Genomic DNA, 12959 nt, shown 5'->3' on the forward strand with positions numbered 1-12959 from the left:
TTGATTTTTTTGATTGATCATGGTGGGTCATCCCTTGCTAACCTCTCGGATTAACTTAAAAGGAGACAAAAAGTCGGTGAGTTAAATTTTTCGGACTATATCAGCCCTGAAGATGGTCGTCAAGATAATCTGTGCAATTTCCCCCGCTGCATATAAGGTCAGTGTATCGGGCGACCTATGCGGTTGAATCGAGGCCAGTTGTTTTCACTGTCCCAGGACCAGTATTTGATGAAAGCCAGGCCTTTGATGTTCTCCTGCGGGACATACCCCCAGAAGCGACTGTCAAAGGAATGATCCCGGTTGTCCCCCATGACGAAATAATGCCCTTGCGGAACTCGCACCGGTCCGAAAAAGTCCCGTGGAGAGGCTTTCTCCGGCAATAGGTTCGGGTCTTTATGAATTTCTTCGGAAATTTGATAGTGCTCACCGTTGACATACACCTTTTTCGAACGGACTTCGATCTTATCGCCCGGCAGGCCTATGATCCGCTTGATAAAATCCTTGCGTTGAAAAAATGATTTATCCTTGTCGCCGGGAAATTCAAAAACTATTACGTCATTACGTTTGGGATCTCGAATCGGCAGAAAGGAGATGTCGGTAAAAGGGATCTCGGTCCCATAGAGAAACTTGTTGACCAGCAGGTGATCGCCGATCAGAAGCGTGTCTTCCATCGATCCGGACGGGATTTTGAATGCCTGCACCACGAAAGTGCGGATGATCAACGCCAGGATCAGCGCAACGAATAAGGCTTCGCCGTATTCGCGATACCAGGGGCGTTTGATCGATTTGGGGGACGGACTCTCAGGCGTCGGGGTTGGGGAAATATCGGACATCGATCATTCTTTCACTTTGAGTATGGCCATGAAGGCCTCCTGCGGCAACTCTACATTGCCGACCTGTTTCATGCGCTTTTTACCTTCCTTCTGCTTCTCGAGAAGTTTGCGCTTTCGCGAAATATCACCACCGTAGCATTTAGCCGTAACGTCTTTACGCAATGCCTTAACCGTTTCGCGGGCGACCACCTTGTTGCCGATCGCAGCCTGCAGCGCCACTTCGAATTGCTGACGGGGAATGAACTCCTTCATCTTGCTGACCAGTTCCTTGCCCCGATAATAGGCCTTGTCGCGATGAACGATCAACGAGAGGGCATCCACCGTCTCGCCGTTGACCAGAATGTTAAGCCGCACAAGGTCACTTTCCCTGTAATCAAGCGGCTCGTAATCGAACGAGGCATAGCCGCGGGTCAGGGTCTTGAGTCGATCATAGAAGTCGAGAACGATTTCGTTGAGAGGAAGTTCGTACACCACCATCACGCGGTTGGCCGTCAGGTATTTGATCTCGCGCTGAATGCCGCGCTTTTCTTCACAAAGGGCCAGAACCTGTCCGACATATTCGTTGGGCACATGAATCGAAGCGAGGATAAAAGGCTCTTCCATCTTTTCGATATACTGCAGCTCGGGCAGCATATTGGCGCTTTCAACCTTGATGGTCTCACCCTTGACCGTCTTCACATTGTAGACAACGGTCGGCGCGGTTGTAATAAGATCGACCCCGAACTCCCGTTCAAGGCGCTCCTGAATGATCTCCATGTGCAGCAGCCCCAGGAAGCCGCAACGGAAACCAAACCCTAGCGCCATCGAGTTTTCCGGCTCGAAAGAGAAGGAGGAATCGTTAAGCCGCAGCTTTTCAAGGGCATCGCGCAGGGTGTCGTAGTCGCCACTGTCGATGGGATAAAGCCCGGAGAACACCATCGGCTTGACCACCTGAAAGCCGGGCAGCGCCTTGTCGGTGGGCCGGTCGACATGCGTCATGGTGTCACCGACCTTGGCGTCGTGCACCACCTTGATGCTGGCGATCACAAACCCGACCTCCCCGGCACTCAATGTGGGCACAGCGAGCGGATGCGGGGCGAAAACCCCGACCTGGGTCACCTCGTAATTTTTGCCGGCCTGCATCAACCGGATGCGGTCGCCTTTTTTCAACGTTCCATCAATGATGCGCACCAGGGTAATAACCCCCTGGTAAGTATCGTACCAGCTGTCGAAGATCAGCGCCTTCAACGGCGCCTCCGGATCTCCTTCGGGCGGTGGAACCTTGGCGACGATATTTTCAAGGATTTCGTGAATCCCGATGCCGTCCTTGGCGCTGGCTTCCACCGCATCGGCGGCATCCAGCCCGATAATCTCCTCAATTTCTTCCTTAACGCTCTTGGGATCGGCAGCGGGCAGATCGATTTTATTGAGAACCGGGAAGACCTCGAGATCCTGATCAATCGCCATATATACGTTGGCCAGGGTCTGGGCTTCCACCCCCTGTGAGGCATCCACGACCAGCAATGCCCCTTCACAAGCTTTGAGAGAACGGCTCACCTCGTAGGAGAAATCAACATGGCCGGGCGTGTCGATAAGGTTAAGCAGATACTCCTTGCCGTCATCAGCCTTGTAGACCAGACGCACGGCCTGGGCCTTGATGGTAATCCCCCGCTCGCGTTCAAGCTCCATCTTGTCCAGAAACTGATCGGTTTTTTCCCGTGAGGTCAGCGTGCCGGTTTCTTCCAGCAGTCGGTCTGCCAGGGTGGACTTGCCGTGATCGATATGGGCGATAATCGAAAAATTGCGGATATGACTTCTTTTCATGGAGTTTTCAATGACTCTGCAGAGATATGGGTTTTTGAACTAAACCACTAGGATATACAGGATGGCGGGAATTTTGTAAAGAACCGTCTCCCGGACACACAAGGCAAATTTGTTCTAATTGCATCCAGCAGCCGAGCGCCTGCTTCTTGTATTATCGGTCATTCGCAGGTAGTCGAAGACGGCGCGGGGGTTCATGGCGAGCATCCTCATTTTCTGCGCAACGCTGCCGACGCTTTTTGATTTAATCAGACCGACCGCGAAGCGTCGGAGCCGGGTGATGTTTTCCGGCCCATGGCCGGTGCGTATCCGGCTTCGGTCTTCGTCGTAATTCCAGTCAATGATGTAGTGGCAGCTGTTTTCTATGCACCAGTGGTTGCGATTAGTCTTGAGGATGCGCTGGGCGTCGGCCTGCTGCGGTGTGTGGCTGGTGATTCCGTAAACGGTTTCGGTTGAGACTTTCCCGCTCTTTTTGTTGACCCTTTCGCGTTCGACCATGAAAGCCTGACCGACGTGAGGAAAGTCGAGATAGTCGTTGAGCTCGGCGGTGACCCAGATCCTCCGCGTCTCGATTCGGCCATGGTCGGAGTCGACGGTGACAGCGTGAGGTTCTTGGCGGCCATGAAAATACAGGGTGAGGTCTTCGAGGAGCCGGGGCTGATTGCCTTTGACGGTGAAATGGTAATGGGCCTGCCTGTCTTCGACCAGGTAGCGGGCCAATCGGCGTTGCGTCAATAGGGCGTCGGCGCTGATGGTCTTGCCTTCGATGCTGATCGCCTCGAGCAAGGGGATGGCCATTTTGATTTCGTTCGTTTGCTTGACCTCGTCGCTGCCATCGTCTATCGGCAGGAGGCCGACTTTTTTTGGGTGTGGCAGGTTTTGGTCTCGTGGCCGATCGCGCTCATGATATGCGTCTTGCGGCCTTGCTCGTCGGTGGCGTTGCACATGGTCTTGCCGTCGATGGCGAGGCTTTCATCCGCGCCTGCGTAAGCCTCGTTCCAACGTTGAAAGCTGCGGTCGAGATGATCCGGATCGACCCTGATGAGGATATCGCGGATGATGTATTCGCTCGGGACAAGGTACTGCCCTTGTTTTTTACGGCATCCGAAGCGCTCGCGCGCCTTGGGGCCAAGACTTTTGGCCCAATCGGAAATCGCCTTGTACCCGCGCATCCCGCAAAGCGTCGCCCCGGCGGCAATGGCCAAAACGGTGGACAGCCGGTGGCGTTTCCCTGCGGCGCGGCGCGGGTCGGGGATGTCGGTGAAAAACTCTGGCAAGGATCGCATTTGATCGGCTGTCAACAACATTTTCACGTCTCCTGGACAATAGGGCGCCCCAAGCAGGGGGCGGGACAAGAGCGATTGGGCATTGGACTGCAGCGCACGAACAAACACCATCTTCGGGGACTGTGCGAGGTTGCTATAACCTTGACGGGTTCGGCGAAATCCCTTGGTCTGACCCAGGCATAGCCAATTGGCCGCCTTGTAAACCGTGCCTTGATAGCGCTGCGGATCGACAAAGGTCTCCATCAGCACAAGCGGATGGCCAAAGCGCTCCAGCCAGTCGCGCTGGATTCTTTGTTCGCACAGCGCCAAGACGCGCGAGCCCAGATTGGGCAAATGCCACTGCGGCAGGATCAGAAAACGGCTATTGTTGGCAACCAGCTTCAAGCGGTCATATTGGCGCCGATGATCCCAGCCAATCCACTGGTCGCGAACGGCGCACTTCAAGGCCGCAGCGGAAAAGCTCAGCAAAGCGACCCACTGCTGGCGCAATATGGCAACGTACCAGAGGGTTTCGCCGATCTTGGGCAGATCTCCCAGATAATGATGCGCTTGCATTGTCTCCCGATATCGGTCCTCCTCGAGGGCTGAAACGGGTCGTACATGGATTTCTTTCAGATTCACGACAGGGTCTCCAAGGGCAAAGGACGAACCCTTTATACCCCATCGGAGAACAAATGACCAGAACTTTATGCTGGGGCAAGGCTTAGAGCGTGTTCCCGGGAGGGAACAAATTCGCCCTGCCCGGACACAGTGCTGACGCATGAAGCGATGACCCGCGCCTGTGCTCAACGCCTCGGCGGGAAATTTGAGGCGTAATGCTGTCCGAATGACCCCAGAGACATCTGCCCCAGGGTGGGCGGAGCTTCTCACGTGCTGTTTCCCCTGATTCAGGGCGTACCTACCCCTTCGCCTGCGGCGATAGGTGTGGTTGACCCTCTTTTATGTCAGCCGTAACTGGAAAGGGGCAGCAATCTGCTCGCGGATCCACGCCTGATTGAGCCACGGACTCGCTATCGTTTCGCGTACCAAGCGGATCAATCCCCGCACCCCGGTCTCCCGAATGATTCTGGCGATCTTTTCCGAATACCTCGCCATGATGTTGAACATGTGCCCCAATTGCATCAGATAATGGAAACCCTTCATCGCGTTCCAATCATGGCTAAAACAGTGCTCGTATTGGTAGCCGTGGTGCTTCTCTACCAGGAAGCCTGTTTCGACCCCCCAGCGCGAGCGTGCGCCCAGATTGCACCGCTCGTGGAGGTTCCATCGGTCGAGGGGCTCACTCGATAGCCAGAGGTGCCGGCTGGTCTTTTCCACCACGTCGCACCCCTGGTTGCCAATCTCTTGCCAGCTCTCCAGACATTCGACGACGTTTACGATCTCCCGCTTCCTGCCGTTCGCCCCGAAGCTGTACTCTATCCTGTTTGCCCATCTGAAACGCTGCTGCCTGCCGCCCCAGGTTTGAAAATGCCGGTTCTTCGGCTCAAGCCGTGCCAGGGCCTGAAATTCCTTCACCGTGCTCGGCAAGGCGTCGTCCTTCAGCACGATCATGTACTGCCATTTGTTCCGGCGGCACAGCTCCATGACTGGCCCGTTCGCATAGAGCCCGTCCAGCAACAACATGATCCGCAGCGCCGGAAACGCCTCTTTGAGCCTCGCAGCCAATCGATAAAAAGCTTTCAGCTCGCAGTCCTGCTTGCTCCTGTGCGAATCTCCTTGCGTATGGCACAGGAACTCGCTCATCAAGGGAATGCTCATCCCGCCGGAAAAGGCGAGATTCGCCTGCAGGACATAGACGTAGTACTGCGTCTGCTCCGCGCTCTGCCCTCTATTGAACGTGCGTTGCAGGCATTCTTCGTCCCAAAGCCAGCCGCGCGCCATCTTCTGCGTACCGTCTACCGCAACGGGATAGCAATTATTGACCAAGTATCGGGAAAACTTCTTGTTTCGTATCCACTTCCGGATCAATTCCAGCTGTACCGACGCGATCTGGTCCACCTCGATTTGTGACAATACCCTCTTGAGGGTGTCATGGTGGGGGGTCTCTTCGAGTTCGGGAAACAGGGCCTTCAGGTTCTCCCAGAGCATCGGACGGCTCATTTCCCTGGTCACCTCCCGCGAGGATGCCATCTGCAGCACGAACGACAGAATTCCCAACATCAGCAGCACGGATAGCTTGTGCTTGGTCTTCTTCGCGGTTCTCGGATCCGGTATCGCCGACAATCGCCTCAAAAGCACCGGCAACTGGCCGCGAAACACCTTGAGCTGCTCCCAGGCCGCCTCGTTGCGGGCAAGACCCTCCTCCTCCACGCTTTTATAGCCGCTCTTGCGGTTGGCGATCGTGGCGTGGGAGGCCCTCTTCAACCCCTCTTCTTCCTGCTTGCGTCCGAGTTCCTTCTGCGCGCGTTTTCTCTGCCTTGCCTTCGCCTTGATCTCTTCGCGGTTCGCACGGCGGCTCGCTTTGCCCATGGCGCCACCCCCTGCCTGCTACGAGCAAAGCGCGCCGCGGAAATCTCCCGCAAGCGGCTTCACGAAGATCTTCTTGGGGGTCGTGCTGTAGCTCTTTCCCCTGCGCGCCAGACCTTGGCCGGTCGTCATCCCCAGGTACTGCCAGTTCGCTGCCAGATAACAGGTCCCTGCATAAAGCTCAGGGTCCACGAACGTTTCCAACAGCAGCGGCCGATATCCCCAACGTTTGTGCCAATCGTCCCCGATGCGCCTTGCCGCCTTCCCTAAGGTGTGGCTTGCCAGGTTTTTCACCTGTACCCAGGGAAACACCAGAAAACGGCTGTTGTTGATGACGAACCCCAGGTTCCTCAGTCGCTCATCCTTGCTCCAGCCGATAAAGCGATCCCGCTCCTGCAACGACTTCGCCGCGCCGCAAAACAGCAGACACCCCAAAAGCCCCCTCTCGCTCTCGATGAAGTAGCGTTGGAAACAGCCGATGGGAGGCGTGTACCCCAGGTAGTGATAGCGGCTCACATACTCGTTCCATAGATCGGCCGCATCCTTGCTGTCCGCCCCTGCCAGCCGAACCGGTCCGATCTCTGCGACGCTGCCTTTTACCGCCGTGGTCGCCTCCGTTCTGCGCGTCGGCTTCGGCTGCTTCTTCAGCCCCGCTCCCGGGGCGATGGTCCGCTTCCGCGGAAGCTTCAGCAATCCCTGCTGTTCGAGCTTCTCCAGTAGCTTCAGGCAGGCATCCCTCTTCAAACTCCCCGAAGCGGTGCGCCAATCCAGGTGCTCACAAATGGTAAATGCCAGTTCGAATCGGCTCAATCCTGAACATGTCGAAACCGTTTCCTGAATCGCCTCCACTTCTTCAGGACCGATGGTTCTCCCGCAGTGAACCAGTTGCTTCCTCTCGTCTCTCATGGCGCAGCCTCCTGGGTGAAATCACAGTCATGCCACGCTACCTTAGCGAAAAGCCGAAGCGTTGTCTAGGGTTGTTTTGCGACAAAATATTTTAGAGTCCCCCCGGAGTAGCGCTGTTTATCGGCGTAGGGAATTTCATGCGTCAGCACTGTCCCGGACAGTGCTGACGCATGAAGCGATGACCCGCGCCTGTGCTCAACGCCTCGGCGGGAAATTTGAGGCGTAATGCTGTCCGAATGACCCCAGAGACATCTGCCCCAGGGTGGGCGGAGCTTCTCACGTGCTGTTTCCCCTGATTCAGGGCGTACCTACCCCTTCGCCTGCGGCGATAGGTGTGGTTGACCCTCTTTTATGTCAGCCGTAACTGGAAAGGGGCAGCAATCTGCTCGCGGATCCACGCCTGATTGAGCCACGGACTCGCTATCGTTTCGCGTACCAAGCGGATCAATCCCCGCACCCCGGTCTCCCGAATGATTCTGGCGATCTTTTCCGAATACCTCGCCATGATGTTGAACATGTGCCCCAATTGCATCAGATAATGGAAACCCTTCATCGCGTTCCAATCATGGCTAAAACAGTGCTCGTATTGGTAGCCGTGGTGCTTCTCTACCAGGAAGCCTGTTTCGACCCCCCAGCGCGAGCGTGCGCCCAGATTGCACCGCTCGTGGAGGTTCCATCGGTCGAGGGGCTCACTCGATAGCCAGAGGTGCCGGCTGGTCTTTTCCACCACGTCGCACCCCTGGTTGCCAATCTCTTGCCAGCTCTCCAGACATTCGACGACGTTTACGATCTCCCGCTTCCTGCCGTTCGCCCCGAAGCTGTACTCTATCCTGTTTGCCCATCTGAAACGCTGCTGCCTGCCGCCCCAGGTTTGAAAATGCCGGTTCTTCGGCTCAAGCCGTGCCAGGGCCTGAAATTCCTTCACCGTGCTCGGCAAGGCGTCGTCCTTCAGCACGATCATGTACTGCCATTTGTTCCGGCGGCACAGCTCCATGACTGGCCCGTTCGCATAGAGCCCGTCCAGCAACAACATGATCCGCAGCGCCGGAAACGCCTCTTTGAGCCTCGCAGCCAATCGATAAAAAGCTTTCAGCTCGCAGTCCTGCTTGCTCCTGTGCGAATCTCCTTGCGTATGGCACAGGAACTCGCTCATCAAGGGAATGCTCATCCCGCCGGAAAAGGCGAGATTCGCCTGCAGGACATAGACGTAGTACTGCGTCTGCTCCGCGCTCTGCCCTCTATTGAACGTGCGTTGCAGGCATTCTTCGTCCCAAAGCCAGCCGCGCGCCATCTTCTGCGTACCGTCTACCGCAACGGGATAGCAATTATTGACCAAGTATCGGGAAAACTTCTTGTTTCGTATCCACTTCCGGATCAATTCCAGCTGTACCGACGCGATCTGGTCCACCTCGATTTGTGACAATACCCTCTTGAGGGTGTCATGGTGGGGGGTCTCTTCGAGTTCGGGAAACAGGGCCTTCAGGTTCTCCCAGAGCATCGGACGGCTCATTTCCCTGGTCACCTCCCGCGAGGATGCCATCTGCAGCACGAACGACAGAATTCCCAACATCAGCAGCACGGATAGCTTGTGCTTGGTCTTCTTCGCGGTTCTCGGATCCGGTATCGCCGACAATCGCCTCAAAAGCACCGGCAACTGGCCGCGAAACACCTTGAGCTGCTCCCAGGCCGCCTCGTTGCGGGCAAGACCCTCCTCCTCCACGCTTTTATAGCCGCTCTTGCGGTTGGCGATCGTGGCGTGGGAGGCCCTCTTCAACCCCTCTTCTTCCTGCTTGCGTCCGAGTTCCTTCTGCGCGCGTTTTCTCTGCCTTGCCTTCGCCTTGATCTCTTCGCGGTTCGCACGGCGGCTCGCTTTGCCCATGGCGCCACCCCCTGCCTGCTACGAGCAAAGCGCGCCGCGGAAATCTCCCGCAAGCGGCTTCACGAAGATCTTCTTGGGGGTCGTGCTGTAGCTCTTTCCCCTGCGCGCCAGACCTTGGCCGGTCGTCATCCCCAGGTACTGCCAGTTCGCTGCCAGATAACAGGTCCCTGCATAAAGCTCAGGGTCCACGAACGTTTCCAACAGCAGCGGCCGATATCCCCAACGTTTGTGCCAATCGTCCCCGATGCGCCTTGCCGCCTTCCCTAAGGTGTGGCTTGCCAGGTTTTTCACCTGTACCCAGGGAAACACCAGAAAACGGCTGTTGTTGATGACGAACCCCAGGTTCCTCAGTCGCTCATCCTTGCTCCAGCCGATAAAGCGATCCCGCTCCTGCAACGACTTCGCCGCGCCGCAAAACAGCAGACACCCCAAAAGCCCCCTCTCGCTCTCGATGAAGTAGCGTTGGAAACAGCCGATGGGAGGCGTGTACCCCAGGTAGTGATAGCGGCTCACATACTCGTTCCATAGATCGGCCGCATCCTTGCTGTCCGCCCCTGCCAGCCGAACCGGTCCGATCTCTGCGACGCTGCCTTTTACCGCCGTGGTCGCCTCCGTTCTGCGCGTCGGCTTCGGCTGCTTCTTCAGCCCCGCTCCCGGGGCGATGGTCCGCTTCCGCGGAAGCTTCAGCAATCCCTGCTGTTCGAGCTTCTCCAGTAGCTTCAGGCAGGCATCCCTCTTCAAACTCCCCGAAGCGGTGCGCCAATCCAGGTGCTCACAAATGGTAAATGCCAGTTCGAATCGGCTCAATCCTGAACATGTCGAAACCGTTTCCTGAATCGCCTCCACTTCTTCAGGACCGATGGTTCTCCCGCAGTGAACCAGTTGCTTCCTCTCGTCTCTCATGGCGCAGCCTCCTGGGTGAAATCACAGTCATGCCACGCTACCTTAGCGAAAAGCCGAAGCGTTGTCTAGGGTTGTTTTGCGACAAAATATTTTAGAGTCCCCCCGGAGTAGCGCTGTTTATCGGCGTAGGGAATTTCATGCGTCAGCACTGTCCCGGACAGTGCTGACGCATGAAGCGATGACCCGCGCCTGTGCTCAACGCCTCGGCGGGAAATTTGAGGCGTAATGCTGTCCGAATGACCCCAGAGACATCTGCCCCAGGGTGGGCGGAGCTTCTCACGTGCTGTTTCCCCTGATTCAGGGCGTACCTACCCCTTCGCCTGCGGCGATAGGTGTGGTTGACCCTCTTTTATGTCAGCCGTAACTGGAAAGGGGCAGCAATCTGCTCGCGGATCCACGCCTGATTGAGCCACGGACTCGCTATCGTTTCGCGTACCAAGCGGATCAATCCCCGCACCCCGGTCTCCCGAATGATTCTGGCGATCTTTTCCGAATACCTCGCCATGATGTTGAACATGTGCCCCAATTGCATCAGATAATGGAAACCCTTCATCGCGTTCCAATCATGGCTAAAACAGTGCTCGTATTGGTAGCCGTGGTGCTTCTCTACCAGGAAGCCTGTTTCGACCCCCCAGCGCGAGCGTGCGCCCAGATTGCACCGCTCGTGGAGGTTCCATCGGTCGAGGGGCTCACTCGATAGCCAGAGGTGCCGGCTGGTCTTTTCCACCACGTCGCACCCCTGGTTGCCAATCTCTTGCCAGCTCTCCAGACATTCGACGACGTTTACGATCTCCCGCTTCCTGCCGTTCGCCCCGAAGCTGTACTCTATCCTGTTTGCCCATCTGAAACGCTGCTGCCTGCCGCCCCAGGTTTGAAAATGCCGGTTCTTCGGCTCAAGCCGTGCCAGGGCCTGAAATTCCTTCACCGTGCTCGGCAAGGCGTCGTCCTTCAGCACGATCATGTACTGCCATTTGTTCCGGCGGCACAGCTCCATGACTGGCCCGTTCGCATAGAGCCCGTCCAGCAACAACATGATCCGCAGCGCCGGAAACGCCTCTTTGAGCCTCGCAGCCAATCGATAAAAAGCTTTCAGCTCGCAGTCCTGCTTGCTCCTGTGCGAATCTCCTTGCGTATGGCACAGGAACTCGCTCATCAAGGGAATGCTCATCCCGCCGGAAAAGGCGAGATTCGCCTGCAGGACATAGACGTAGTACTGCGTCTGCTCCGCGCTCTGCCCTCTATTGAACGTGCGTTGCAGGCATTCTTCGTCCCAAAGCCAGCCGCGCGCCATCTTCTGCGTACCGTCTACCGCAACGGGATAGCAATTATTGACCAAGTATCGGGAAAACTTCTTGTTTCGTATCCACTTCCGGATCAATTCCAGCTGTACCGACGCGATCTGGTCCACCTCGATTTGTGACAATACCCTCTTGAGGGTGTCATGGTGGGGGGTCTCTTCGAGTTCGGGAAACAGGGCCTTCAGGTTCTCCCAGAGCATCGGACGGCTCATTTCCCTGGTCACCTCCCGCGAGGATGCCATCTGCAGCACGAACGACAGAATTCCCAACATCAGCAGCACGGATAGCTTGTGCTTGGTCTTCTTCGCGGTTCTCGGATCCGGTATCGCCGACAATCGCCTCAAAAGCACCGGCAACTGGCCGCGAAACACCTTGAGCTGCTCCCAGGCCGCCTCGTTGCGGGCAAGACCCTCCTCCTCCACGCTTTTATAGCCGCTCTTGCGGTTGGCGATCGTGGCGTGGGAGGCCCTCTTCAACCCCTCTTCTTCCTGCTTGCGTCCGAGTTCCTTCTGCGCGCGTTTTCTCTGCCTTGCCTTCGCCTTGATCTCTTCGCGGTTCGCACGGCGGCTCGCTTTGCCCATGGCGCCACCCCCTGCCTGCTACGAGCAAAGCGCGCCGCGGAAATCTCCCGCAAGCGGCTTCACGAAGATCTTCTTGGGGGTCGTGCTGTAGCTCTTTCCCCTGCGCGCCAGACCTTGGCCGGTCGTCATCCCCAGGTACTGCCAGTTCGCTGCCAGATAACAGGTCCCTGCATAAAGCTCAGGGTCCACGAACGTTTCCAACAGCAGCGGCCGATATCCCCAACGTTTGTGCCAATCGTCCCCGATGCGCCTTGCCGCCTTCCCTAAGGTGTGGCTTGCCAGGTTTTTCACCTGTACCCAGGGAAACACCAGAAAACGGCTGTTGTTGATGACGAACCCCAGGTTCCTCAGTCGCTCATCCTTGCTCCAGCCGATAAAGCGATCCCGCTCCTGCAACGACTTCGCCGCGCCGCAAAACAGCAGACACCCCAAAAGCCCCCTCTCGCTCTCGATGAAGTAGCGTTGGAAACAGCCGATGGGAGGCGTGTACCCCAGGTAGTGATAGCGGCTCACATACTCGTTCCATAGATCGGCCGCATCCTTGCTGTCCGCCCCTGCCAGCCGAACCGGTCCGATCTCTGCGACGCTGCCTTTTACCGCCGTGGTCGCCTCCGTTCTGCGCGTCGGCTTCGGCTGCTTCTTCAGCCCCGCTCCCGGGGCGATGGTCCGCTTCCGCGGAAGCTTCAGCAATCCCTGCTGTTCGAGCTTCTCCAGTAGCTTCAGGCAGGCATCCCTCTTCAAACTCCCCGAAGCGGTGCGCCAATCCAGGTGCTCACAAATGGTAAATGCCAGTTCGAATCGGCTCAATCCTGAACATGTCGAAACCGTTTCCTGAATCGCCTCCACTTCTTCAGGACCGATGGTTCTCCCGCAGTGAACCAGTTGCTTCCTCTCGTCTCTCATGGCGCAGCCTCCTGGGTGAAATCACAGTCATGCCACGCTACCTTAGCGAAAAGCCGAAGCGTTGTCTAGGGTTGTTTTGCGACAAAATATTTTAGAGTCCCCCC

At 56.8% G+C, this 12959-nt stretch carries 10 protein-coding genes; all 10 read right to left on the bottom strand.

The genetic code is table 11. The annotated features are described in order from the left end of the window. Positions 1 to 158 precede the first annotated feature (158 nt). Positions 159 to 833: a signal peptidase I gene (gene lepB, locus GSUB_RS09190; protein WP_040200409.1), complete on the bottom strand. Its 675-nt coding sequence runs from the start codon at positions 831 to 833 to the stop codon at positions 159 to 161. A gap of 3 nt (positions 834 to 836) precedes the next feature. Then, complete coding sequence (lepA, locus tag GSUB_RS09195; RefSeq protein ID WP_040200410.1) at positions 837 to 2636, bottom strand: translation elongation factor 4; 1800 nt, start codon at positions 2634 to 2636, stop codon at positions 837 to 839. 114 nt (positions 2637 to 2750) lie between these two features. Beyond that, positions 2751 to 3431, bottom strand: a complete 681-nt coding sequence (locus tag GSUB_RS09200) for an ISAs1 family transposase (RefSeq protein ID WP_040199265.1) — start codon at positions 3429 to 3431, stop codon at positions 2751 to 2753. A 41-nt stretch (positions 3432 to 3472) separates the two neighbouring features. Then, a complete protein-coding gene (locus GSUB_RS18055) occupies positions 3473 to 4474 on the bottom strand; it encodes a Druantia anti-phage system protein DruA (protein ID WP_052464505.1) in 1002 nt (333 codons plus the stop codon). A 384-nt stretch (positions 4475 to 4858) separates the two neighbouring features. Further along, positions 4859 to 6388, bottom strand: coding sequence for a transposase family protein (locus GSUB_RS09210; RefSeq protein WP_052464355.1), 1530 nt, complete (start codon positions 6386 to 6388; stop codon positions 4859 to 4861). A gap of 18 nt (positions 6389 to 6406) precedes the next feature. After that, positions 6407 to 7291 (bottom strand): Druantia anti-phage system protein DruA, encoded by an 885-nt coding sequence (locus tag GSUB_RS09215; protein WP_052464357.1) that lies wholly within the window; start codon positions 7289 to 7291, stop codon positions 6407 to 6409. 349 nt (positions 7292 to 7640) lie between these two features. Beyond that, positions 7641 to 9170: a transposase family protein gene (locus tag GSUB_RS09220; RefSeq protein ID WP_052464355.1), complete on the bottom strand. Its 1530-nt coding sequence runs from the start codon at positions 9168 to 9170 to the stop codon at positions 7641 to 7643. Between the two features lie 18 nt (positions 9171 to 9188). Beyond that, entirely contained in the window at positions 9189 to 10073 is an 885-nt protein-coding gene (locus GSUB_RS09225) for a Druantia anti-phage system protein DruA (RefSeq protein WP_052464357.1), read from the bottom strand. 349 nt (positions 10074 to 10422) lie between these two features. Next, positions 10423 to 11952 carry a transposase family protein gene (locus GSUB_RS09230; RefSeq protein ID WP_052464355.1) on the bottom strand — a complete coding sequence of 510 codons (1530 nt, stop codon included), beginning with the start codon at positions 11950 to 11952 and terminating at the stop codon, positions 10423 to 10425. Positions 11953 to 11970: 18 nt separating this feature from the next. Further along, complete coding sequence (locus GSUB_RS09235) at positions 11971 to 12855, bottom strand: Druantia anti-phage system protein DruA (protein ID WP_052464357.1); 885 nt, start codon at positions 12853 to 12855, stop codon at positions 11971 to 11973. Positions 12856 to 12959: the final 104 nt, after the last annotated feature.

The sequence above is a fragment of the Geoalkalibacter subterraneus genome, assembly GCF_000827125.1.
Taxonomy (GTDB): Bacteria; Desulfobacterota; Desulfuromonadia; order Desulfuromonadales; family Geoalkalibacteraceae; genus Geoalkalibacter_A; species Geoalkalibacter_A subterraneus.

What these genes read in the sequence shown, in the direction of transcription:
- lepA (WP_040200410.1), bottom strand. Translation starts at nt 2,636, where the DNA reads ATGAAAAGAAGTCATATCCGCAATTTTTCGATTATCGCCCATATCGAT.
- GSUB_RS09235 (WP_052464357.1), bottom strand. Translation starts at nt 12,855, where the DNA reads ATGAGAGACGAGAGGAAGCAACTGGTTCACTGCGGGAGAACCATCGGT.
- GSUB_RS18055 (WP_052464505.1), bottom strand. Translation starts at nt 4,474, where the DNA reads ATGCAAGCGCATCATTATCTGGGAGATCTGCCCAAGATCGGCGAAACC.
- GSUB_RS09200 (WP_040199265.1), bottom strand. Translation starts at nt 3,431, where the DNA reads ATGGCCATCCCCTTGCTCGAGGCGATCAGCATCGAAGGCAAGACCATC.
- GSUB_RS09230 (WP_052464355.1), bottom strand. Translation starts at nt 11,952, where the DNA reads ATGGGCAAAGCGAGCCGCCGTGCGAACCGCGAAGAGATCAAGGCGAAG.
- lepB (WP_040200409.1), bottom strand. Translation starts at nt 833, where the DNA reads ATGTCCGATATTTCCCCAACCCCGACGCCTGAGAGTCCGTCCCCCAAA.
- GSUB_RS09210 (WP_052464355.1), bottom strand. Translation starts at nt 6,388, where the DNA reads ATGGGCAAAGCGAGCCGCCGTGCGAACCGCGAAGAGATCAAGGCGAAG.
- GSUB_RS09215 (WP_052464357.1), bottom strand. Translation starts at nt 7,291, where the DNA reads ATGAGAGACGAGAGGAAGCAACTGGTTCACTGCGGGAGAACCATCGGT.
- GSUB_RS09220 (WP_052464355.1), bottom strand. Translation starts at nt 9,170, where the DNA reads ATGGGCAAAGCGAGCCGCCGTGCGAACCGCGAAGAGATCAAGGCGAAG.
- GSUB_RS09225 (WP_052464357.1), bottom strand. Translation starts at nt 10,073, where the DNA reads ATGAGAGACGAGAGGAAGCAACTGGTTCACTGCGGGAGAACCATCGGT.